This window comes from Afipia sp. GW821-FHT14H12, from assembly GCF_058803465.1.
In genome coordinates this window covers 97,999-118,887 of the sequence record NZ_JBXAOZ010000004.1, presented here as the reverse complement: position 1 = coordinate 118,887, position 20,889 = coordinate 97,999, and the positions used below count along the sequence as shown (strand labels likewise).

The window sequence follows — 20,889 nt, the reverse complement described above, 5'->3', positions numbered from 1 at the left end:
TCGCGAAGATCAGGCCCGGACGTAATTCCAATCCGGGCGGATCGCGCCGGATACGCCGTCAAAAGCGCCGTCCGCCAGCTCGCGCACGAGAAGCCGCGCCGGGTCTACCGGCCCGGGCATGGCGGTGACGCCGTTCGGAATCCGCTTGAAGCCCATGCGGCCGTAATAGGGTTCATCCCCGACCAGCACCACGAGACGATGGCCCTTCGCCTTCGCCTGGTTCAGCGCATGATCCATCAGCGCGCGCCCGATGCCGCGCCCCCGGAATGGCGGCTCCACGGTCAAAGGCCCGAGCAGCAGCGCGGGCGTCTCGCCGACGCAGATCGGTAATTGCCGCACCGAGCCGACCAGCAGCGTGCCAATGCGCGCGGTGAACGACAGATCGAGCAGATGGTCAACATGCTCACGCAGCCGATAGGCGCTGAGGACGAAGCGGCCGGGGCCGAAGGTGCGCTGGTGCAGCCGCTCGATCGCCTGGGCGTCGTTCGGTGTCTCGGACAGGATGGTCAGGGAGAGATCGGTCATCGCCCGCGCGAATAGCATTTGCCGCGCCGCCGGTCCATCGGACAGTTTTCTATCGGAGGCAGCTTGACCTTCTCCGGTTAACTCCAATCCGCTGGAATCGGCCGTTGTTCGAGCACCTCGGCAATCCTTGACCGCGTGCCCCGGGTCGTATCGGGCGGCAGATCGGCCGGATCGAAGAAACCGCAGGCGACGATCTCATGGTTCGGCGCCGGCATCCGCTCCTGGCGGAAATCGCGCACGACATAGACTGCGACATGATCGCGGCGCGAGACATGACGGTTGAAAAAAATGCCATGCAGGCGCGGCTCGCCGGTCAGCTCAATGCCGCCCTCCTCGTGAAGTTCGCGCCGCAGCGAGTCGGGAATTGTCTCCCCCGTCTCGACACCGCCACCCGGCAGATGCCACCCGGCGACATAGCTGTGCTTGACCAGAAAGACGTGCCCCTTGCCATCGAGCACCACAGCGCGGGTGCCGAGAGTCATGCCGCGCGCGAACCGCGCATAGACATGAAACACGCGGCGGATGACCGGCTCGCATGTCAGCCGCAGCGACTGGAGGTTCATCGGGCGGCCCCGAGACTGGAGATCATCTGGCAACCTTTACGTCTTGCGGCTTGCGCCCCGGCAGCCTGCTTGTCACAACGGTTCCCATTGTCCGGCTCAGGGATGCCCTTGCGATGAAGAAATTTGCGGATCTGACGGAGCGCGAGATGCTGGCGCTCGCCATCTCCAATGAAGAGGACGATAGCCGTATCTACCACGGATTCGCCGACGCCCTCGCCGAACAGTTTCCCGCCTCCGCGGCGATCTTTTCGGACATGGCCAAGGAAGAAACCGGCCACCGGGATCGCCTGTTTCAACTCTATCGGGAGAAGTTCGGGGAGCATCTGCCGCTGGTGCGGCGGGAGGACGTCTCCGGCTTCATCAGGCGCAAGCCATTGTGGCTGATGCGCCCGCTCGGCCTCGGCGTGGTGCGCAACTATGCCGCCCAGATGGAGACCGAAGCGGCGGAATTCTACCGCAAGGCAGCCGCCGTCGCGCGCGATGAATCCATCCGCGCGCTGCTGCTTAGTCTCGCCCAGGAGGAAGACCGCCACGAGGCACGCGCCGAGGAACTGGCCGAGCAGCATCTCACCCCCGAAGCGATTGCCACCGAGGCGGAGACCCAACGACGCGCCTTCCTGCTGCAATATGTCCAGCCGGGTCTGGTCGGACTAATGGACGGTTCGGTCTCGACGCTGGCGCCTCTGTTCGCCGCCGCCTTCGCCACCCACCAGCCGTTCGCGACGTTTCTGGTCGGCCTCGCAGCCTCGGTCGGTGCCGGCATCTCGATGGGCTTCGCCGAGGCGCTGTCGGACGACGGAGCATTGACCGGGCGCGGCTCGCCGTGGATTCGCGGCACGGTCTGCGGCCTGATGACCACGCTCGGCGGCCTCGGCCACACGCTGCCCTACCTCATTCCCGACTTCACCATTGCGACCACGCTTGCGGTGATCGTCGTGGTGATCGAGCTGGCGCTGATTTCGTGGGTCCGCCATCGCTTCATGGACACGCCATGGCTACAGGCTACATTCCAGATCGCAGTCGGCGGCACACTTGTGTTCCTCGCCGGCATCCTGATCGGAAGCGCCTGACGTGAACAGTTTCACCCTCGCCCATCTCTCTGATCCGCATCTCGGGCCGATGCCACCGGCGCGGCTCACCGAGCTGCTCGGCAAGCGCGCGATCGGTTACGCGAACTGGAAGCGCCGCCGCCACATGATTCATCGACGCGATGTGCTGGCGCAGCTCGTGGCCGATCTTCACGCGCAGAATCCTGACCACATCGCGGTGACGGGCGATCTCGTCAATGTCGCGCTGCCTGCCGAATTCACGCAGGCACGCGCATGGCTGGAGAGTATCGGCTCGGTGCATGATGTCTCGCTGGTACCGGGCAATCACGATGCCTATGCGCGTGTGGCACGCGGCCAGTTTGCCCTGTCATGGGCGGACTACATGCGCGGCGACGATGCGACGGAAGTTGGCTTTCCGTATCTGCGCCGCCGCGGTCCGCTCGCGCTGATCGGCCTGACCACGGCGGTGCCGAGCGCGCCGTTCATGGCGACGGGACGGATCGGCCGCGCGCAGCTCGCGGCGCTGGATTCATTGCTGATAAAACTGAAAAACGAGCCGCTGTGCCGCGTCGTTCTCGTCCATCACCCGCTGCGTTCAGCGCGCGGACGATGGAGCGCGCGCCTCACCGACGCGCCCGCGCTGATCGATATCCTCACACGCCACGGCGTTGATCTTGTGCTGCACGGCCACGACCATCGCCATGCTACCGTCTGGCTTCAAGGCCAGCGCGGCCGCTTCGCCTCGATCGGCGTGCCGTCCGCGTCGGCTTCATTCGGCGGGCACCATCAGCCGGCAGCCTATCAGTTGATTTCGATTACGCGCAAAGACGACGGCACATGGAATATCAGCCGCCGCGTGCGGGGCTTCGGCGGCACGACCGATGGCGTTGTGGAATTGAAAAACGAACGGCTCGCCTGACTCACATGCTCCGCAGCGCCGCGATCAGCGCGATGCCGAACAGCCCCGCCATGCCGATGACGACGCCGAGCACGAACGGCCAGAACCTGCTGGCAGGTTTCGCCACGACAACCGTGCTTCGGACCGGTGCCACGATCTCTGCGGGCAGGGCCGACACCAGCGCGCGGTCGCGTTCGATGATCCGGCGCGCGATGTAATCGGTGATGGCATCGACCATCACCGGCACGTCATGCGATTCGGCGAGCACGGTGCGGCCGAATCGGGTGTCCTGCACGAAACGGTAAATCCGCTTGTCACGCCCCATCGCGACATGGGCGATGGAATCGATCCATAGGCGCGGGGTGTCGCCCTGGCTGATGCCGCGATCGAACAGATCGACGCCTGGCGGGATCTCAGTAAAGAGCTGATCGAGCGCCTCGTTGAGGATTTCGAGCCTTGCGGCCTCGGCATCGCGCAGATCGACCACGACGCCGGTGCGGTCCGCCGCCTCGATTCGTGCCTTGTGCAGCGCAGCGCGCAGGCTCCCGACCCCGGGATTCCTTGCCGCTCCGTCGAGACCCTGATCCGCCATGCGGTCACCCTCTTATACCCGAGGGATTAACCTAGCAGTAACCAAAACCGCCCGCTACAGCCTTGGAAAGCCGTCCTGGGATGAAAGGCTCTCCGGGCTTCCGTCCCCCCACTCCCAAGAAAAAAACCCCGCCTTTTAAGGGGCGGGGCCAGTACGAGTTCGACGCAGAATTGCGCCTCACCCTGGGAAAGAAGGTTACGCGCTCTCGCGCAGCGGCTCCTCGACGATGGAAAAGCGCACGCTGCCGCGATGCCGATTTTCTTCCGAAACCACGCGCCAGGCATCTTCGGCTTCCTTGCGGGTCTTGAACGGGCCCTGCACCTGAGCCGAGCCCTGGACGAGCTTGTGGAAGTTCATCGAACCGAACTCGCCGCCGATCACCCAAAAATTGCTGCCACTCATCTGAGCCTCCGTTGGTTAGCTTGAAGTCGATTCAATCATGAGAACTGGTTCATGGTGTTGTGAACGCCGCCCGCCTTGAGGGCCGCTTCACCGGCGAAGTATCCCTTGTGGTCGTCGCCGATATCGGAGCCGGCCATGTTCTGGTGCTTGACGCATGCGACGCCCTGGCGGATTTCCGCGCGCTGAACGTTTTTCACGTAGCCGAGCATGCCCTGATCGCCGAAATAATCCTTGGCGAGATTGTTCATCATCAGAGCCTCCGTGTGATAGGTCGGCAGCGTGATGAGGTGGTGGAAGACACCGGCCCGCTTCGCCGAATCCATCTGGAAGGTGCGGATCAACTGATCGGCTTCGATCGCCAGCGGCGTATCGTCGTATTCCGCCTTCATCAACTCGGCGCGGTTGTACTTGCTGACGTCCTTGCCCGCTTCCTTCCACTCGTCGAACACCTGCCAGCGGAAGTTCAGCGTCCAGTTGAACGACGGCGAGTTATTGTAGGCGAGCTTCGCGTTCGGGATCACCTCGCGGATACGATCCACCATGCTCGCGACCTGCGCGATATTCGGCCTCTCGGTTTCGATCCACAAAAGATCGGCGCCGTTCTGCAGCGAGGTGATGCAATCCAGCACGCAGCGGTCCGCGCCCGTGCCCGGACGGAACTGATACAGGTTGCTCGCCAGCCGCTTCGGGCGCATCAGCTTGCCGTTGCGGCTGATGATGACGTCGCCATTACCGATCTTGGTGGCATCGACTTCCTCGCAATCGAGGAAGCTGTTGTACTGATCACCGAGATCGCCCGGCTTGTGGCTGACCGCGATCTGCTGGGTGAGACCGGCGCCAAGCGAGTCGGTGCGGGTGACGATGATGCCGTCCTCCACGCCGAGTTCGAGGAACGCGTGGCGGCAGGCACGGATCTTGGCGAGGAACACCTCGTGCGGCACCGTCACCTTGCCGTCCTGATGGCCGCACTGCTTCTCGTCCGAGACCTGATTCTCGATCTGCAATGCGCAGGCGCCTGCCTCGATCATCTTCTTGGCGAGCAGGTAGGTCGCCTCCGCGTTGCCGAAGCCGGCGTCGATGTCGGCAATAACCGGCACGACATGGGTCTGGAAGTCGTCGATCTTCGCGATCGCCGCCGTCTCCCGACTCTTGTCGCCGGCCTTACGCGCGGCATCGAGTTCACGGAAGATGTCATTGAGTTCGCGCGAGTCGGCCTGACGCAGGAAGGTGTAGAGCTCTTCGATCAGCGCGGGCACCGAGGTCTTCTCGTGCATCGACTGATCCGGCAGCGGGCCGAATTCCGAACGCAATGCCGCGATCATCCAGCCCGACAGGTACAGATAGCGACGGTCGGTCCTCCCGCCGAAATGCTTCTTGATCGAGATCAGCTTCTGCTGCGCGACGAAGCCATGCCAGCAGCCGAGCGACTGGGTGTATTTGGTGGGGTCCGCGTCGTACGCGGCCATGTCCGCGCGCATCAGGGCCGCCGTGTAGCGCGCGACATCGAGACCCGTCTTGAACCGGTTCTGCAGACGCATGCGGGCAATGGCTTCCGCCGTGACGCCGTTCCAGGTGGGCTTGTCCTTCAGCAAGGCCTCAGCCGCCTTGATCTCGCTTTGATAAGACGACGGGCCCGGGATTGCGTAATCGGTGATATTGCGCGTCTGATAGTTCATTTGATTACCTACAATTGTTACATCGCATTGCCAAAGAGAGCCCTTGCATCCAACGCGATAGATCGAATATCGTCTAGATATACAGAAACTCGTTCGTGATGGGTTGTGCGAGTTTTACAAGTTCTTACCGGTTAACTTGTAAATCTTGTAACAATTGGGACGAGTGCAGAGGAGCCGGACATGCGCACCCCGACCGAAACGGGCAGGAAACTTTTCGTCGGGCCGCGCTTCCGCCGCCTGCGCAAACAGCTCAACCTGTCGCAAACCCAGATCGCAGAAGGCCTTGGCCTCTCCCCGAGCTACATCAACCTGATCGAGCGCAACCAGCGCCCGGTGACCGCGCAGATGCTGCTGCGCCTCGCCGAAACCTACGACCTCGACCTGCGCGACCTCGCGACCTCCGACGAGGACCGCTTCTTCGCCGAACTGAACGAAATCTTTTCCGATCCCCTGTTCCGCCAGATCGACCTGCCGAAACAGGAACTGCGCGACCTCGCCGAGCTTTGCCCCGGCGTCACCCACGCGCTGCAACGCGTCTACGCCGCATATACCGAAGCGCGGCGCGGCGAGACGCTGGTCGCGGCGCAGTTCGCCGACCGCGACAAGGGGGGTGGCCATGATTACGAGGCCAACCCGATCGAGCGCGTGCGCGACCTGATCGAGGCCAACCGCAACTATTTCCCCGAACTTGAAACCGCTGCCGAGACGCTGCGCGACGAGATCGACACCGATCCGCAGGGCCTGCGCACGGCACTCATCAACCGGCTGCGCGAAAAGCATTCGACCACGGTGCGGATCATGCCGGTGGACGTGATGCGCGAGACGTTGCGGCGCTGGGACCGCCACCGCCGCCAGGTGCTGATCTCCGAGCTCGTCGACAGCGCCGGGCGCACCTTCCAGCTCGCGATGCAGTTGAGCCTCTCCGAGGCGAACGCACAGTTCGAATCCATCATCAACCGCGCCGGGCCGCTCGACGACACCACGCGCAAGCTCTACCGCATCACGCTCGCGAATTATTACGCGGCGGCGGTGATGATGCCCTACCAGCCGTTCCTGAGCGCGGCCGAAACACTGGGTTACGACCTGCACGTTCTGACGCGGCGCTTCAACGCGGGCTTCGAGCAGGTCTGCCATCGCCTGACCACGCTGCAACGGCCGAACGCGCGCGGCGTGCCGTTCTTCCTGCTGCGGGTAGACAATGCGGGCAACGTCTCGAAGCGGTTCTCCTCCGGCACGTTTCCGTTTTCGAAATTCGGCGGCACCTGCCCGCTCTGGAACGTGCATTCCACCTTCGACACGCCGGACCGCCTCTTACAGCAGATCATCGAACTGCCGGACGGCAGCCGCTATTTCTCGATCGCGCAGACGCTGCGCCGCCCCGCCGTGCCGTGGCCGCATGTGCAGCCACGCTTCGCCATCGGGCTCGGCTGCGAAATCCGCCACGCCTCGAAGCTCGTCTACACAGCAGGCCTCGACCTCGACCGCGCCGAGGGCACGCCGATCGGCGTCAACTGCCGGCTGTGCGAGCGGGAAAATTGCAGCCAGCGCGCCGAGCCGCCGCTGACGCGGACGCTCATCCTCGACGAGACCACGCGGCGCGTGTCGTCGTTCGCGTTCTCCAGCGCGAGAGACATGTGAGCCGGGAGAATCATCGCGGGCTCTATGGCTGGAAATTGCGTCTCGCAATCACGTGAGCGTGCCTTGTGTGCGCCTGCGGGCGCACTACATCCGGCCCACTGTTTCACCGCACGATTTTCTGAAAGGCTTCCCATGTCGTTTTACGATGGTACCGCCCCGCTGTTCACCCATTCGCTGATCGCCCTCTCGAAAGTGCTCGCCAAGGGCGAGGCCTATGCAAAGGAGCAAGGCATCGCGCCCGAGGTGCTGCTCAATGCGCGGCTCTACCCGAACATGTATCCGCTGACGCGCCAGATCCAGTTGGCCTGTGATTTTTCCGGCAAGGCCTGCGCCCGGCTCGCCGGCACGGAAGTACCTTCCACGCCCGACACCGAAACCACGTTCGAGCAATTGCAGCAGCGCATCGCCAGGACCATCGAAGGGATCAAGTCCATCCCGGCGGCGAAATACGAAGGCGGCGACGTGCGCGACGTGACGTTCGCGACCGGCAAGGACACCACCAAGACGCTGCCGGGGCAGAAATTCTTCAACCACGTCGCGCTGCCGAACTTCCTGTTTCATTGCACGACCGCCTACAACATCCTGCGCCACAACGGCGTTGCGTTGGGCAAGCTGGATTTCCTCGGCGCGAACTGAATACCGCCCGCTACAAACAGGAATCAAAAGACCGGCGTATTCCGCCGGTCTTTTTCATTCCGCACGCCGGATGATTTCCTCAGGCACGCAGGCCTTCAGGCGATCGCGGTGGCAGCTTCGGGCTTGGTCTTGCCGCTCAACAATTCCCGTGCCACGCGTTCGGCTTCGCGCGCGCTGCGAAACAGACGGCCTTCCAGTGGATTGAAGCGATGGTTGGCTGCGAAGAAACGGAATCCCGCTTTGTCCCTCACCACGATCCCCGCCGGCTCGGAACTCACTTCGATAATATAAGTGTCTGACATTTCGTCTCTGTCCGGATCACTCCGGCCCCCTGATGGCGCACTAACGCAAGATGACTGAAAAGGTTTCAGAGAAATGTGCGTTGACACGCAGCCGTCATCGCACAGCCCGCATCACGAACTTGGCGCGGCGATACAGCGCTCCGAGACGAGCAACCATTCGCAGAGGGGTGTTTGGCATTCGAAGTCATCGTTATCAGGATCAGCATGATGAAAGGCTGCCTTTCGGTTGCTTCGTGCCATGAGCATATAACGATTTCACGACATCGCGAACAACGAAGTGACGCACCATCAAAATTAGCACTGCATATGCTGCGTTGCAGCCGCGCGTGAGAATAAACGCTGCGCCGCGACAGAAATTGCGGAACCAGACTTTCATAAATGGAATAACTTCAACGCCGCGAGTCAGTTTTCGTTGCTGCTGCGCTGCGCACATGCATCACGGCGCGACCATCGGCATAAATTCATATTCAACCAAAAGATGATCTGGCAGCCGCACCGCTGGCGTATTGGATGTCAGCCACGCCGCATCGACATCGTTTTTCTTGTTCAAGACGGATCGACCGCTTCAGCGCAAACATGTTCGGCGTGTCGGCCACGAATCGTTCGTCATGCAATCGGCAAGGCACCGACGCAGACCTGCACGATGATTCAAAAATCCGAAATGGTAAAATTCGCGAGCGGCCATTCCAGATCGATCCATCCGAAATCCGGAATCTTGCTGGCGCGAAATGCAATTGCGGATATGCGACATCGGATTCGGGAATGCTGACGCAAAACCACCACGCGCGAAAGGCGGTTCCACAACCTCAACGATAGCCAACAGTGCGGGTAAATTCCGCAGATAGATTACATCTAAAGTATTGACCCTCCAGGGCACGGGGCCTATCGTTAGTACTGTTCCGAGGGGGGCTCCGTCACAGGAGCTGAGATACCGCGATGGTGCGGTGACCCTTTGAACCTGATCCGGGTCATGCCGGCGAAGGGACAGGGATGTTTCAGAACTCAGCGTCGTCGGACGCAACTCATCACATTAAAGACGCGGCCAATACGCAGGGCGCAGGCCGCCGCATCACCATCGTTGGCGCAGGCGTCGCCGGTGCATGGCAGGCGCTGTCGTTCGCCAAGGCGGGCTATAGCGTCAAAGTAATTGAGCGCGATAACGCGGCGATGACGCACGCCACCAGCCATTTCGCCGGCGGCATGCTGGCACCGTGGTGCGAACAGGAAACGTCCGAACCCGTCATCACCCGGCTCGGCACCCGCTCGCTCGACCTGTGGCGCACCGAACTGCCCGACACGCCGTTCAACGGCTCGCTGGTCGTGGCGCATCCGCGCGACCGCGCCGATTTCGATCATTTCGCGCGCATCACCAGCGACTATGAACGGCTCGATGCTGCCGCCATCGACAAGCTCGAGCCTTCGCTCGAAGGCCGCTTCCGCGAGGCGCTGTTCTTTCCGCATGAAGGCCACGTTGAGCCGCGCCGTGTGCTGCCTCAACTGCACGAGAAAATCGCCAAGGCCGGCGGCGAAATCCGCTTCAACAGCGAATGCGAGCCCGACAAACTCGCGAGCGACGGCGGCCTTGTGATCGACTGCCGCGGCATCTTCGCGCGCGACGCCGTCAAGGACGTGCGCGGCGTTAAGGGCGAGATGATTATTGTCGAAACCGATGAGGTGTCGCTATCGCGCCCCGTGCGCGTGATGCATCCGCGTTGGCCGCTTTACGTCATCCCGCGCGAAGATCATCGCTTCATGATCGGCGCGACGTCGATCGAGAGCGAGGACAATCGCGTCAGCGTGCGCTCCGCACTCGAACTGCTGTCGGCCGCTTATGCGCTGCACCCGGCTTTCGGCGAAGCGCGCATTATCGAAATGGGTGCGGGCCTGCGCCCGGCCCTGCCTGACAATCTTCCGCGCATCGCCATCTACGGCAATCGGATCAACGTCAACGGGCTGTACCGCCACGGCTTCCTGCTGGCGCCCGCGCTTGCGGAGCTGACGGTGAATTACGTCACACGCGGCCTGATCGACAACGAGGTGATGCAATGTTCGTGACCGTCAACGGCGAGCGCCGCGAGATCAAGGCGACCCGTGTCGCCGATCTGCTGAGCGAGCTTGAATATGAAGGCACGCATGTCGCGGTCGCGCTGAACTACGACGTGGTGCCCCGCGCGCGCTGGGGCGAGACGCCACTGAACGACAACGATCTGGTTGAAATCCTCACGCCACGGCAGGGGGGGTAATGGTGAAAAGCACTGTCAAATTCTACGACAAGGAATTCTCTTCGCGGCTTCTGATCGGTACGGCGCTGTATCCGTCGCCGAAGATCATGCAGGATGCGATCCGCGCCTCGAAAAGCCAGATCGTCACCGTCTCAATCCGTCGCGAGATGGCGGGCGGCAAGACCGGCGATGCGTTCTGGTCGCTGATCCGCGAACTCGGCGTCACCGTACTGCCGAACACCGCGGGCTGCAAAAGCGTGCGCGAAGCCGTCACCACCGCGAAGCTTGCACGCGAACTGTTCAACACCTCATGGATCAAGCTCGAGGTGATCGCCGACAACGAAACGCTGCAGCCCGACGTGGTCGGCCTTGTCGAGGCGGCGGAGATTCTCGTCAAGGACGGCTTCCAGGTGTTCCCTTATTGCACCGAGGATCTCTCGGTGGCGCAGCGCCTCGTCGATGCCGGTTGCCGCGTGGTGATGCCATGGGCGGCGCCGATCGGCAGCGCGCGCGGCATCACCAATCGCGATTCCCTCAAACTGCTGCGCGCCCGCCTGCCGGACATTACGCTCGTGGTCGATGCCGGCATCGGCGCGCCGAGCCACGCCGCGCAGGCGCTTGAACTCGGCTTCGACGCCGTATTGCTCAACACCGCGGTCGCGAAAGCAGAGCGTCCTGTCGAGATGGCGAACGCTTTCCGTCTGGCGATCGAAGCGGGCCGCGCCGGTTACGAAGCTGGCCTGATGGAAGCCCGCGACCTCGCCTCACCTTCCACCCCTGTCGTTGGGACACCGTTCTGGCATGCCGTATCCTGATCGCTTCTATCCTGTCGTCGACACGGTCGCATGGGTTGCGCGGCTGGCGAAGCTTGGCGTCGGCACCGTGCAACTGCGCGCCAAGGATCTCGACGATACCAAGGCGAACGCGCTGGTGCGCGACGCGCTCGCTTCCGTTCGCGGCACCGCGACCAAGCTCGTGGTCAACGACTACTGGCGCGCGGCCATCGACAACGGCGCGCAGCATCTGCATCTCGGCCAGGAAGATCTCGTGGATGCCGATCTCGCGGCGATCCGCAAGGCGGGGCTGACGCTCGGCGTTTCCACTCATGACGAGGAAGAACTCGCCAACGCGCTTGCCGCCGATCCGGATTATGTCGCGCTCGGCCCGATCTTCTTCACCACACTGAAGTCGATGCGCTTTAAGCCGCAGGGCATCGAGCGCATCACCCGCTGGAAACAGATGATCGGCGGCCTGCCGCTGGTCGCGATCGGTGGCATCAAGCTCGAACACGCCGCCGAGATTTTTGCGGCCGGCGCGGATTCCATCGCTGTCGTCAGCGATGTCACCCAGAACGCCGATCCGGATGCGCGCGTGCGCGCCTGGCTCGATACCGCGATGGAGGTGGCGTGATGGAAATTTCGTTATTCCGGAGCGCGAGCAAAGCGAGCAAACCCGGAATCCCGCTCAACAGTTTTCCACTTCTAGATTCCGGATCGGTTCGCTTCGCGAACCGCCCGGAATGACACCGACAAAACCCTCAAGGAGGATGCCATGAACAAGCCTATCACCGATATCAAAGCTGCCGTCACCACCGGTCCCCTGCCGTCGTCGCGCAAGATTTTCTCGACGCCCGACGCGGCGCCCGACCTGCGCGTGCCGCTGCGCGAGATCATTCTCTCCGAAGGCGCGGGCGAGCCGAACCTGCCGGTGTACGATACCTCCGGCCCCTACACCGACCCGAACGTGCTGATCGACGTCAACGCCGGTTTGCCCCGCACCCGCATGGCCTGGGTGAAGGAGCGCGGCGGCATCGAGGAATATCAAGGCCGCGAGATCAAGCCGGAAGACAACGGCAATGTCGGCGCCAAGCACGCCGCGGCTGCCTTCAAGGCGCACCACAAGCCGGTGCGCGGTGTCGGCGATGCGCCGATCACCCAGCTCGAATTCGCGCGCGCCGGCATCATCACCAAGGAGATGATCTACGTCGCCGAGCGCGAGAACCTCGGCCGCAAGCAGCAGCTTGAGCGCGCGGAAGCCGCCCGCGCCGACGGTGAATCGTTCGGCGCCGAAGTGCCGCTGTTCATCACCCCGGAATTCGTGCGCAGCGAGATCGCGCGCGGCCGCGCCATCATCCCCTGCAACATCAACCACGCCGAACTCGAGCCGATGATCATCGGCCGCAACTTCCTCACCAAGATCAACGCCAACATCGGCAACTCCGCCGTCACCTCGTCTGTCGAGGAGGAAGTGGACAAGATGGTGTGGGCGATCCGCTGGGGCGCCGACACCGTGATGGATCTGTCCACCGGCCGCAACATTCACACCACCCGCGAATGGATCCTGCGCAACGCGCCGATTCCGATCGGCACCGTGCCGATCTATCAGGCGCTGGAAAAGTGTGACGGCGATCCGGTCAAGCTGACCTGGGAGCTTTACCGCGACACGCTGGTGGAGCAGTGCGAACAGGGCGTCGATTACTTCACCATCCACGCCGGCGTGCGCCTGCCCTACATCCACCTCACCGCCAACCGCGTCACCGGCATCGTCTCGCGCGGCGGCTCGATCATGGCGAAGTGGTGCCTCGCGCACCACAAGGAGAGCTTCCTCTACACCCACTTCGAGGAAATCTGCGACCTGATGCGCAAGTACGACGTGTCGTTCTCGCTCGGCGACGGACTGCGTCCGGGCTCGATCGCCGACGCCAACGACCGCGCGCAGTTCGCCGAACTCGAGACGCTCGGCGAACTCACGCAGATCGCGTGGAAGAAGGGCTGCCAGGTCATGATCGAAGGCCCCGGTCACGTGCCGCTGCACAAGATCAAGATCAATATGGACAAACAGCTCAAGGAGTGCGGCGAAGCGCCGTTCTACACGCTTGGGCCGCTGACCACGGACATCGCACCGGGTTACGATCATATCACCTCCGGCATCGGTGCGGCGATGATCGGCTGGTTCGGTTGCGCGATGCTCTGTTACGTGACGCCGAAGGAGCATCTCGGCCTGCCGAACCGCGACGACGTGAAGGTGGGTGTCATCACCTACAAGATCTCGGCGCATGCCTCCGACCTCGCCAAGGGCCACCCGGCGGCGCAACTGCGCGACGACGCCCTGTCGCGCGCGCGCTTCGACTTCCGCTGGGAGGATCAGTTCAACCTCGGCCTCGATCCTGAAACGGCGGTCGCCTATCACGATGAGACGCTGCCGAAGGAAGCACACAAGGTCGCCCACTTCTGCTCGATGTGCGGCCCGAAGTTCTGCTCGATGAAGATCACGCAGGACGTGCGCGACTATGCCGCCACCTTGGGCGACAACGAGAAGGCCGCGCTCTATCCCGAGGGCAAGGCGCTTCCCGGCGTCGGCCTGTCGATGTCAGGCGTGATCGAGGACGGCATGGCGCAGATGAGCGAGAAGTTCAAAGCCATGGGCAATCAGGTCTATGTCGAGGCCGAAGCCGTCAAGGAGAGCAACAAGGCTCTGTAAGCGGCTTTCTTATCCATCACCAAGCCTTTGACGGCGCCGGAATTTCCGGCGCCGTTTTTATATCTGATGAAGAAAGTGGCATTAAAACACGGCCGGGATTGAACCTTTCCAAAGCTTTCTGCAACGAACACGGTACGATGCCAGCAGTCCTTTCCTTTGCTGACACCGTGCTGGTATATTGTTGTTTCCTTGCATTGCGGATCATTTGAACATGAACGGCTCCAAAGATTCGGATCATTCCGGCACTTATCTTAAGCCGGACGATTTCAAAGACGACGCTCCTCTGCAATTGACGCCTGCGCATTCTGAAATCGCCGATGACCTGATCGAGGGCGTGACGATCACGCCTCTTGCACGCCGCACGGATAACCGCGGAAGCTTGATCGAACTTTTGACGACTCGCGACAACATCATCGAGCCCATCGTCCATGTTTATCTTGTCGAGGCAAAAGCCGGGTCGGTGCGCGCATGGGTCTATCACCGCCGTCAGCATGACCGGCTTGCTTATACCCAGGGCTGCTTTCAGGTCGCCCTGTACGACATCCGGGAGAAGAGTCCGACCTTCAAAAAACTCTCGGTTCTGACGTTCGGCAAGGACCGCCCGGCTATGCTCCGGATTCCGCCTTACGTCGTTCACGGCGTGAAGAATATCGGCGACGAAGATTCGACATTCGTCAATCTGCCGACCAACATCTATGATCCTAAAAATCCGGACAAGTCACGGATCTCCGCAAGCGACCCGCGCATTCCGTTCAGTTTCAATGACTGACAAACCGGCTTTCTCGATCGTTCTGGCGACGTATGGCCGCGGCCTGCATATCGCTCCGACGGTCGAGGCCGTGCTGCGCCAGGACTTTGATGACTTCGAACTCCTTGTCGTCGGTGACGGCTGCAAGGACGAAACTGAATCCGTCGTGCGGTCATTTTCCGACAGGCGGATCACCTGGCACAATCTGCCGCAGAATATGGGGAGCCAGAGCTTTCCCAATAACGAGGGAATTCGCATCGCCCGTGGCGAATGGATCGCCTATCTCGGCCACGACGACATCTGGACGCGGGATCACCTGTCCAGAATTCGCGCAGCCAGTCTTCACGACAAGAGCGCCGACTTTGCCGTCTCCGGCTGCGTGTATCATACGCCGCCCGGAACTGGCATCTATTATGTCCATGGCTTGTTCAAAGAGTCCGATAACATAGCCGGATATTTTTTCCCGCCCAGCTCTATCGCCCATCGGCGCGACGTGACGGAGCGAATTGGCCCGTGGCAGGATCCGCGTTCGATTGCAAAATCGGTTGATTACGATTTCATGCAGCGAGCTCTCAAGGCCGGAATGAGATTCATCTCCACCGGCGTCATCACCGTACACAAGTTCGCCGCAGGCCACCGCTATCTGTCTTACCTGCGGGTCAGCAGCGACGAGCAGCGCGATATGCTGGCCGCGCTCATCAACGGGACAGCGCCGGAGCCTGCGGAAATCGTGAAAACAGCAATGGAGGCCAATACGTTCATGCTGACGGACTCAACGGACTACGAAAAAACATACAAGCCCGGGGTCGTGTTCGAGACAAACCGGCAGAACAAGGGCCTCTCGAGGCCACCATTGTCGCCATTGAACAAACGCACCATCATCCGGCAAACACACGAAGCTCGCGCCCTCGACTGGCAGGGTTTCGCGCATAAACGCCCCGAATTTCGTTGGTCCGGCCCAAATCCAAGACCGAAGATTCTGATCCCCTACACCGGTCAGCGCGCGCACATTACACTTGAAGCGCTTACAAAGAATTTGTCCGAATTGACGATGTATGTCGAAGATCGTCGCGTCGAATCCCGCATCAGGAAAGGCTTGTTCGGCAAATCGCGCATCAGGGCAGAGATTCCCCTGAAGGCTGATGATTACACAGTGTTGACTCTGGATAAACCGACAGTTCCTCTTTCCTCGCTCCACAAAGGCAAGGACGATCGCCCGGTTGGGATCGCCATAGCGAACATTGTACTGGACCCCATTTTCTGAACAGCGGCCCGTTCGGAGCTCCAGGTGACTGCCGGCGCAAAGAGTGCTGTAATTCAAGACATGTCACAGAACCCAGACCTCGATCATTGGGAGGCCCGTTTTGCCTCGCCGGACTATCGCTTCGGCAAGGAGCCGAACGAGTTTCTGGTGCACTGCAAACCGTTGCTCCCGCGCACGGGAAGGGCCCTCGCGGTTGCCGACGGCGAAGGACGGAACGGCGTCTGGCTCGCAATGCAGGGCCTCGACGTGACCTCGACCGACTTCTCGCCGTCAGCGCAAGCCAAGGGACGCAAGCTCGCGGCCGAGAATAATGTCACCGTCAACTTCGTCGAGGCCGATGCGCACGAGTGGCCCTACCCCGATGAAGCGTTCGACGTCGTCGCGGAAATCTTCACCCAGTTCAGCACGCCCGAGAAGCGCCCGAAGAAATGGGCCGGCATGCGGCGCGCACTCAAGCGCGGCGGGCTCCTGATTCTGCAGGGCTATACGCCGAAGCAACTTGATTACGCCACCGGCGGGCCGAAGAATGTCGCGCAGCTTTATACGCGCGACCTGCTGGAGCGCGCGTTCGGCGATTACGATGACGTCCGCATCGTTGAGGAAGAACGCGAACTGCAGGAAGGCCCCGGCCATTCCGGCATGTCGGCCGTGATCGGACTGACCGCCCGGAAACCATGAAGCGAGGATAGCGCCATGAGCAACAATCCGCTGTCACTTCAGGAAATCGATGAGCGCATCGCCATCGCACGCGACAACATCCGCGAGATCACCGAACAGGCCGCCGCGGAGTCCGGCGCCGCCGACGAAGCACGCAATGCCGACCGGATCGCCGAACAGAACGAAGAACTCGACCGGTTGATGAAACTGCGCGAACAGCTTTTGCAAAAGAAATAGCGGCACATACGGTTGCACACAATCACAGCGCGAACGTCTTCGCCGAATCGCGTTCGCAGCCAAGCAGAATGAAACTTGAAATTATATCGTGTGCGCGATCGCAGCAGCGCGACGTAACAACTCGTGAATGATAACTCTCGCACAAACACCAGCTTGAAAAAGTCGAGAGCTATCAAGACGATGGCAGCAATGCAGCGAATTCGGCGAAGTCAAAATCATCAGTTCCATGAAGGGATTAGCCGGGAATTAGGAATTCGTTAACCATACGCGCCGACCCTTCGCATCACTGGGGGGCTATCCGTTCAAATGTTCTCTCAACCCGAGAGGATTGGTATCGATCGGGAGATGCTGATGGCCCAAGATTCACAAAACTCATCTGTCCACGCGCTGGAACTTCCGCCGTTGAATCCGGCAACGACCCCGAATGAGGTCGTTCCGTTTCTGATTGGATCGACAGTCGGAGAGATCGAGCGGGAGCTTGTCTTGCAGACCCTCGTCCGCTGTGGCGGCAACCGCACGCGCGCGGCGCGTGTTCTCGGCGTCTCGGTGCGAACGCTGCGCAACAAAATAAGACAATATTCGTCAGACGGGATTGAGGTGCCGGCTCATAGCTAAAGCTGACGAACGCTGATGCGATCCGTTGGCGTTCGCGCTTCATCAAAATGTTCGGATCATCGGGTCTGATCCGGGGATCAGAACTGCTCCGCGGCTTTATGTTTTCTTTTTAGCGCTCTTCGCAGCCTTCGGCGCTTTCTTCCTTTTAGTCTGATTGAACTCAATCGCCGCGCGCACAAGCGCCTTCAGCGCACGTGAGTTGACCTTATCGCCTTCGAAAAAATCGATCGCCCGCCTCTGGTTGCCTTCGAGGCCTGCGTTGAACAATTTGTCCGGGTCGGGAAGCCTCGCACCGTAATCGAAGGTCAGCTTCACTTTGCCTTTGTGAGCGTTGGCAACCGCGATGATCCCGTCGCGCGACCACACCGGGCTACCCATCCACTTCCATTCCTCGACGATCTCCTTGTCAGCCGCGAGAATGGTCTTGCGAACAGCGGCAAAAGTCTCACCGCGCCAGTCCGTGATGCTCGCGATCAACCCGTCGATTTTCTCCGATGGAGTCATGCAACCCTCATGCTTCGCAGTCTCGAATTCCCAATACCACAACCATCTGCAACACGCGGCCATCTGGCAGATCATCTTAGCAAGCCGGCGATTTTATTCCCTTGCTTCTCACAAAAATCTCACCTCATGCGATTTTGGTGTCATGTTAGCTTTCTCGCCGAGCGGCCCGTCAAGCGGCCGCCCTGGGGAGAAAACAACATGAAATTAGTCCATGCCTGTGTCGCGATGACCTTAGCTTCCTTTTCACTCGGCGCAGCCGAGGCCGCCGATTATCCCACGCCGAAGCAAGGCGACTTCATCGCCCGGAATTTCAAATTCCACACCGGCGAGACCATGCCGGAGCTAAAGCTGCATTATGCGACCGTGGGCGAGCCTACCGGCCAGCCGGTGCTGGTGCTGCACGGCTCCGGCGGCAGCACGGCGACCATGCTGACGCCGACCTTTGCAGGCCAGTTGTTCGGCCCCGGCCAACCGCTCGACGCCACCAAATATTTCATCATCATTCCGGACGGCATCGGTCATGGCAAATCGTCGAAGCCGTCCGACGGCATGAAGACCGCATTCCCGAAATACGACTATGACGACATGGTGGAGGCGCAATACCAGCTCGTCACGCAAGGACTCGGCGTGAAGCACCTGCGCCTCATCATCGGAAATTCGATGGGCGGCATGCAGACCTGGCTGTGGGGCGAGAAATACCCGACCTTCGCAGATGCGCTGGTGCCGATGGCCTCGCAGCCGACCGAAATGGCGGCGCGCAACTGGCTCCTGCGCCGCGCGATGCTGGAGACGATCCGCAACGATCCCGGCTACATGAACGGCAACTACACGACGCAGCCGCCGATGATCAAATACGCGGTGGCGGCATTTGGCCTCGCCTCGGCTGGCGGCACGCTCGGCTACCAGACGCTCGCGCCCACCGGCGAGAAGGCCGACAAGATGTACGACGCCCGCATCAACGGGCCGTTTCACGCCGACGCCAACGACTTCGTTTATCAGTGGGATGCGTCGCACGACTTCAATCCGTCCGCGGCACTCGACAAGATCGTGGCGCCGGTGCTGCTCATCAACGCGGCCGACGACGAGCGCAACCCGCCGGAGACCGGCGTGACGGAAGCCGCGATGAAGCGCGTGAAGAATGGAAAGATCTATCTCATCCCGGCCAGCACCGAGACACGTGGCCATTCGACCACGGCGAATGCGAAATTCTACAGCCAGCAGCTGGCCGACTTCATCGCCGCGACGGCGAAGTAGAGCGGTATCGATTCCGGTACCACGAACTTTTTCAAAGTCCCGCTCAAAGCCCCGGTCCTTGCCGGGGCTTTTTGCCGTCCGGAGCCGAAAACAAAGCCGCTCCTTGTGCCTGGCACCTTGCCGGAATCATTCCGCCCGGCATAGTTCGGAGTGATTGATTCCCCAGCAGGTGCCGCATGAAATATCTGACCCACCCGCTCACCATCGCGATCCTGCTGGCCTTCAATGGCGGCGTCGTCGATACCGCAGGCTTTCTCGGCCTGCACGGGCTGTTCGTCGCCCATGTCACCGGCAACTTCGTGACCATGGGAGCTGCGATCATCGGCGGCGGTCACGGCTTTATCGGCAAACTGCTGGCGCTGCCGGAATTCGTTGTCATCGTGGCGCTCGCCCGTCTCGCAGGCACCGCCATGCGCCGGCGAAATTGGCCGGCCATGCCGATTCTGTTCGTCACCAAGATCCTGCTTCTTATCACCTTTACAGTCATGGCGATCTGGCACGGACCGTTTTCCGACGGCGACTCCTCAATCGCGCTCTGGACCAGCGCTGCCGGCGTTGCTGCAATGGCGATGCAGACGGCCGTGCAGCGCGTCCACCTCGCGGACATGCCGCCCTCCACCATGATGACCGGCTCTACCGTGCAGGCGACGCTGGATGCCGTCGACCTCCTCACCCGTGCCCACCCCGAGCAGCGGGCCGCAACCCGCGCGCGGCTTGGCCGGCTGTGCTGCACCATCTTAGCCTTCGCCTGCGGCTGCGCGATTTCGGCACTGCTGTTTTCCTATGTCGGCTTCTGGTGCCTGCTGCTGGCCGTGATCGTGGCCATGTGCGCCACCGATCTGCAATCGTCCCGCTAGTGTGGTGGTTTAGAAGTTCGCTCCTGAAGGTGCGGCATGGTGAGGCGAACTTTTGATTCAGGACACTAGAGTTGAAACGCGAGCGGCGCGGGAAATCCTTGCGTCCCGCCATTTCCGATTGCAGACTGGCGTCTCTCGTGGGGGCGCGAGTGTGTACAAGACAATCAAGAACGTAGTGTCCGGCATCGCGATAGCGGGACTGGCCGCCGTAACGGGGGCGTGCAGCACGCGCGATCCATCCGTATTCCAGAACGAGGCCAATACGATCGCCGCCGGCAACTGGCGGATCGAGCGGACACCGGACCGCATCACCGGAGTCCCGGTGCCAAGCGCACAGCTCGCGACCCAGCACTCCTCCAACAGCGCGGTGCCTCACACCAAGCCCGCGGTCATCCAGCTCACCTGCTTCGAGAACAGACCAATTATCCGTTTCTCGTTCGAGTTCAGGATCGGCAGCGATCTTAATTCGGAGCTCGGCTACCGGTTTGACGACAAGCCGGGCCACGACAACGTGCCCTCACGCGTGCTGCTCGGCTACAAGGTCATCGTGATCGAGGATGGTGCGACGGTCGCGCAATTCACGCAGGAATTGGCGTCGTCGAAATCGCTAGTGGTGAGGATCAGGTCGCTGAACGCAGGCCGCACCGTGGCGGATTTCGAGACCGACGGCGGCAAGACGGCAATCGATGCCGTCCTCGCAAATTGTCCCGCAACGTCTGGGCCGATGCGGGACAAAAGGGCAAAATCCTAAAACGTTATCGCGAACGCGA

Annotated in this window: 24 protein-coding genes and 1 riboswitch; of the genes, 17 read left to right on the top strand and 7 right to left on the bottom strand. The window is 61.4% G+C overall.

The features are described 5' to 3' along the window. Nucleotides 1-9: 9 nt before the first annotated feature. A complete protein-coding gene (locus AC1RNA_RS16205; RefSeq protein WP_040298525.1) occupies nt 10-525 on the bottom strand; it encodes a GNAT family N-acetyltransferase in 516 nt (171 codons plus the stop codon). Nucleotides 526-602: 77 nt separating this feature from the next. Continuing rightward, nucleotides 603-1,088 carry an NUDIX domain-containing protein gene (locus tag AC1RNA_RS16200; RefSeq protein ID WP_492951753.1) on the bottom strand — a complete coding sequence of 162 codons (486 nt, stop codon included), beginning with the start codon at nt 1,086-1,088 and terminating at the stop codon, nt 603-605. 113 nt (nt 1,089-1,201) lie between these two features. Here AC1RNA_RS16200 and mbfA point away from each other — a divergent pair, with 113 nt between their 5' ends. Together mbfA and AC1RNA_RS16190 are read left to right on the top strand one after the other, a co-directional pair. After that, nucleotides 1,202-2,158 (top strand): iron exporter MbfA, encoded by a 957-nt coding sequence (mbfA, locus tag AC1RNA_RS16195; RefSeq protein WP_492951752.1) that lies wholly within the window; start codon nt 1,202-1,204, stop codon nt 2,156-2,158. Nucleotide 2,159: 1 nt separating this feature from the next. Then, on the top strand, nt 2,160-3,056 hold the full coding sequence (locus tag AC1RNA_RS16190; RefSeq protein WP_492951751.1) for a metallophosphoesterase family protein: 897 nt from the start codon (nt 2,160-2,162) through the stop codon (nt 3,054-3,056). Between the two features lies 1 nt (nt 3,057). Here the strand turns inward: AC1RNA_RS16190 and AC1RNA_RS16185 are convergent, their stop codons facing one another. The 3 genes from AC1RNA_RS16185 to AC1RNA_RS16175 all read right to left on the bottom strand — a co-directional run bounded on the left by AC1RNA_RS16185 (nt 3,058) and on the right by AC1RNA_RS16175 (nt 5,705). Then, a complete protein-coding gene (locus AC1RNA_RS16185) occupies nt 3,058-3,627 on the bottom strand; it encodes a hypothetical protein (protein WP_009340317.1) in 570 nt (189 codons plus the stop codon). Nucleotides 3,628-3,822: 195 nt separating this feature from the next. Next, entirely contained in the window at nt 3,823-4,029 is a 207-nt protein-coding gene (locus AC1RNA_RS16180) for a DUF4170 domain-containing protein (protein WP_009340316.1), read from the bottom strand. A 35-nt stretch (nt 4,030-4,064) separates the two neighbouring features. Continuing rightward, nucleotides 4,065-5,705 (bottom strand): isocitrate lyase, encoded by a 1,641-nt coding sequence (locus tag AC1RNA_RS16175; protein WP_492951750.1) that lies wholly within the window; start codon nt 5,703-5,705, stop codon nt 4,065-4,067. 180 nt (nt 5,706-5,885) lie between these two features. On the opposite strand from AC1RNA_RS16175, the gene AC1RNA_RS16170 reads away from it, so the two are divergent. Both AC1RNA_RS16170 and AC1RNA_RS16165 read left to right on the top strand, forming a co-directional pair. Next, nucleotides 5,886-7,343 carry a helix-turn-helix domain-containing protein gene (locus tag AC1RNA_RS16170; protein WP_009340314.1) on the top strand — a complete coding sequence of 486 codons (1,458 nt, stop codon included), beginning with the start codon at nt 5,886-5,888 and terminating at the stop codon, nt 7,341-7,343. Nucleotides 7,344-7,475: 132 nt separating this feature from the next. Further along, entirely contained in the window at nt 7,476-7,979 is a 504-nt protein-coding gene (locus tag AC1RNA_RS16165; protein ID WP_009340313.1) for a DUF1993 domain-containing protein, read from the top strand. Between the two features lie 95 nt (nt 7,980-8,074). Here AC1RNA_RS16165 and AC1RNA_RS16160 read toward each other — a convergent pair whose 3' ends face one another. Further along, complete coding sequence (locus AC1RNA_RS16160) at nt 8,075-8,281, bottom strand: hypothetical protein (RefSeq protein WP_009340312.1); 207 nt, start codon at nt 8,279-8,281, stop codon at nt 8,075-8,077. 892 nt (nt 8,282-9,173) lie between these two features. Next, a riboswitch (TPP riboswitch) is annotated at nt 9,174-9,284 on the top strand. Here AC1RNA_RS16160 and thiO point away from each other — a divergent pair. The 10 genes from thiO to AC1RNA_RS16110 all read left to right on the top strand — a co-directional run bounded on the left by thiO (nt 9,272) and on the right by AC1RNA_RS16110 (nt 17,504). Next, nucleotides 9,272-10,336: a glycine oxidase ThiO gene (gene thiO / locus AC1RNA_RS16155; protein WP_492951749.1), complete on the top strand. Its 1,065-nt coding sequence runs from the start codon at nt 9,272-9,274 to the stop codon at nt 10,334-10,336. It overlaps the preceding riboswitch by 13 nt. Then, nucleotides 10,327-10,524, top strand: coding sequence for a sulfur carrier protein ThiS (gene thiS, locus AC1RNA_RS16150; protein ID WP_009340310.1), 198 nt, complete (start codon nt 10,327-10,329; stop codon nt 10,522-10,524). The genes thiO and thiS overlap by 10 nt, the downstream gene beginning before the upstream one ends. Then, the gene (locus AC1RNA_RS16145; RefSeq protein WP_492951748.1) at nt 10,524-11,318 is read left to right on the top strand and encodes a thiazole synthase; all 795 of its coding nucleotides are present in this window, start codon (nt 10,524-10,526) and stop codon (nt 11,316-11,318) included. The genes thiS and AC1RNA_RS16145 overlap by 1 nt, the downstream gene beginning before the upstream one ends. Next, nucleotides 11,305-11,913: a thiamine phosphate synthase gene (locus AC1RNA_RS16140; protein WP_492951747.1), complete on the top strand. Its 609-nt coding sequence runs from the start codon at nt 11,305-11,307 to the stop codon at nt 11,911-11,913. Before AC1RNA_RS16145 ends, AC1RNA_RS16140 begins: the two co-directional genes overlap by 14 nt. Nucleotides 11,914-12,054: 141 nt before the next feature. After that, nucleotides 12,055-13,983: a phosphomethylpyrimidine synthase ThiC gene (thiC, locus tag AC1RNA_RS16135; RefSeq protein WP_009340307.1), complete on the top strand. Its 1,929-nt coding sequence runs from the start codon at nt 12,055-12,057 to the stop codon at nt 13,981-13,983. A 211-nt stretch (nt 13,984-14,194) separates the two neighbouring features. Next, nucleotides 14,195-14,752, top strand: a complete 558-nt coding sequence (locus tag AC1RNA_RS16130) for a dTDP-4-dehydrorhamnose 3,5-epimerase family protein (RefSeq protein WP_009340306.1) — start codon at nt 14,195-14,197, stop codon at nt 14,750-14,752. Beyond that, nucleotides 14,745-15,995: a glycosyltransferase family 2 protein gene (locus tag AC1RNA_RS16125; RefSeq protein WP_492951746.1), complete on the top strand. Its 1,251-nt coding sequence runs from the start codon at nt 14,745-14,747 to the stop codon at nt 15,993-15,995. The genes AC1RNA_RS16130 and AC1RNA_RS16125 overlap by 8 nt, the downstream gene beginning before the upstream one ends. A gap of 60 nt (nt 15,996-16,055) precedes the next feature. Beyond that, nucleotides 16,056-16,673, top strand: coding sequence for a class I SAM-dependent methyltransferase (locus tag AC1RNA_RS16120; protein WP_492951745.1), 618 nt, complete (start codon nt 16,056-16,058; stop codon nt 16,671-16,673). Between the two features lie 15 nt (nt 16,674-16,688). Continuing rightward, entirely contained in the window at nt 16,689-16,889 is a 201-nt protein-coding gene (locus AC1RNA_RS16115) for a hypothetical protein (RefSeq protein ID WP_009340303.1), read from the top strand. 351 nt (nt 16,890-17,240) lie between these two features. Next, nucleotides 17,241-17,504: a helix-turn-helix domain-containing protein gene (locus AC1RNA_RS16110; protein WP_492951744.1), complete on the top strand. Its 264-nt coding sequence runs from the start codon at nt 17,241-17,243 to the stop codon at nt 17,502-17,504. Nucleotides 17,505-17,600: 96 nt separating this feature from the next. Here AC1RNA_RS16110 and AC1RNA_RS16105 read toward each other — a convergent pair whose 3' ends face one another. Next, on the bottom strand, nt 17,601-18,008 hold the full coding sequence (locus AC1RNA_RS16105) for a DUF1801 domain-containing protein (protein ID WP_492951743.1): 408 nt from the start codon (nt 18,006-18,008) through the stop codon (nt 17,601-17,603). Nucleotides 18,009-18,206: 198 nt separating this feature from the next. On the opposite strand from AC1RNA_RS16105, the gene AC1RNA_RS16100 reads away from it, so the two are divergent. The 3 genes from AC1RNA_RS16100 (at nt 18,207) to AC1RNA_RS16090 (ending at nt 20,870) form a co-directional block, all read left to right on the top strand. Then, nucleotides 18,207-19,262, top strand: coding sequence for an alpha/beta fold hydrolase (locus AC1RNA_RS16100; protein WP_492951742.1), 1,056 nt, complete (start codon nt 18,207-18,209; stop codon nt 19,260-19,262). A gap of 176 nt (nt 19,263-19,438) precedes the next feature. Then, nucleotides 19,439-20,119 (top strand): YoaK family protein, encoded by a 681-nt coding sequence (locus AC1RNA_RS16095; RefSeq protein ID WP_492951741.1) that lies wholly within the window; start codon nt 19,439-19,441, stop codon nt 20,117-20,119. Nucleotides 20,120-20,270: 151 nt separating this feature from the next. Continuing rightward, nucleotides 20,271-20,870 carry a hypothetical protein gene (locus tag AC1RNA_RS16090; protein WP_492951740.1) on the top strand — a complete coding sequence of 200 codons (600 nt, stop codon included), beginning with the start codon at nt 20,271-20,273 and terminating at the stop codon, nt 20,868-20,870. Nucleotides 20,871-20,889: the final 19 nt, after the last annotated feature.

What these genes read in the sequence shown, in the direction of transcription:
- AC1RNA_RS16180 (WP_009340316.1), bottom strand. Translation starts at nt 4,029, where the DNA reads ATGAGTGGCAGCAATTTTTGGGTGATCGGCGGCGAGTTCGGTTCGATG.
- AC1RNA_RS16185 (WP_009340317.1), bottom strand. Translation starts at nt 3,627, where the DNA reads ATGGCGGATCAGGGTCTCGACGGAGCGGCAAGGAATCCCGGGGTCGGG.
- thiO (WP_492951749.1), top strand. Translation starts at nt 9,272, where the DNA reads ATGTTTCAGAACTCAGCGTCGTCGGACGCAACTCATCACATTAAAGAC.
- AC1RNA_RS16160 (WP_009340312.1), bottom strand. Translation starts at nt 8,281, where the DNA reads ATGTCAGACACTTATATTATCGAAGTGAGTTCCGAGCCGGCGGGGATC.
- AC1RNA_RS16170 (WP_009340314.1), top strand. Translation starts at nt 5,886, where the DNA reads ATGCGCACCCCGACCGAAACGGGCAGGAAACTTTTCGTCGGGCCGCGC.
- AC1RNA_RS16100 (WP_492951742.1), top strand. Translation starts at nt 18,207, where the DNA reads ATGAAATTAGTCCATGCCTGTGTCGCGATGACCTTAGCTTCCTTTTCA.
- thiS (WP_009340310.1), top strand. Translation starts at nt 10,327, where the DNA reads ATGTTCGTGACCGTCAACGGCGAGCGCCGCGAGATCAAGGCGACCCGT.
- AC1RNA_RS16165 (WP_009340313.1), top strand. Translation starts at nt 7,476, where the DNA reads ATGTCGTTTTACGATGGTACCGCCCCGCTGTTCACCCATTCGCTGATC.
- AC1RNA_RS16125 (WP_492951746.1), top strand. Translation starts at nt 14,745, where the DNA reads ATGACTGACAAACCGGCTTTCTCGATCGTTCTGGCGACGTATGGCCGC.
- AC1RNA_RS16115 (WP_009340303.1), top strand. Translation starts at nt 16,689, where the DNA reads ATGAGCAACAATCCGCTGTCACTTCAGGAAATCGATGAGCGCATCGCC.
- AC1RNA_RS16130 (WP_009340306.1), top strand. Translation starts at nt 14,195, where the DNA reads ATGAACGGCTCCAAAGATTCGGATCATTCCGGCACTTATCTTAAGCCG.
- mbfA (WP_492951752.1), top strand. Translation starts at nt 1,202, where the DNA reads ATGAAGAAATTTGCGGATCTGACGGAGCGCGAGATGCTGGCGCTCGCC.
- AC1RNA_RS16175 (WP_492951750.1), bottom strand. Translation starts at nt 5,705, where the DNA reads ATGAACTATCAGACGCGCAATATCACCGATTACGCAATCCCGGGCCCG.
- AC1RNA_RS16120 (WP_492951745.1), top strand. Translation starts at nt 16,056, where the DNA reads ATGTCACAGAACCCAGACCTCGATCATTGGGAGGCCCGTTTTGCCTCG.
- AC1RNA_RS16140 (WP_492951747.1), top strand. Translation starts at nt 11,305, where the DNA reads ATGCCGTATCCTGATCGCTTCTATCCTGTCGTCGACACGGTCGCATGG.
- AC1RNA_RS16105 (WP_492951743.1), bottom strand. Translation starts at nt 18,008, where the DNA reads ATGACTCCATCGGAGAAAATCGACGGGTTGATCGCGAGCATCACGGAC.
- AC1RNA_RS16200 (WP_492951753.1), bottom strand. Translation starts at nt 1,088, where the DNA reads ATGAACCTCCAGTCGCTGCGGCTGACATGCGAGCCGGTCATCCGCCGC.
- thiC (WP_009340307.1), top strand. Translation starts at nt 12,055, where the DNA reads ATGAACAAGCCTATCACCGATATCAAAGCTGCCGTCACCACCGGTCCC.
- AC1RNA_RS16145 (WP_492951748.1), top strand. Translation starts at nt 10,524, where the DNA reads ATGGTGAAAAGCACTGTCAAATTCTACGACAAGGAATTCTCTTCGCGG.
- AC1RNA_RS16110 (WP_492951744.1), top strand. Translation starts at nt 17,241, where the DNA reads ATGGCCCAAGATTCACAAAACTCATCTGTCCACGCGCTGGAACTTCCG.
- AC1RNA_RS16095 (WP_492951741.1), top strand. Translation starts at nt 19,439, where the DNA reads ATGAAATATCTGACCCACCCGCTCACCATCGCGATCCTGCTGGCCTTC.
- AC1RNA_RS16205 (WP_040298525.1), bottom strand. Translation starts at nt 525, where the DNA reads ATGACCGATCTCTCCCTGACCATCCTGTCCGAGACACCGAACGACGCC.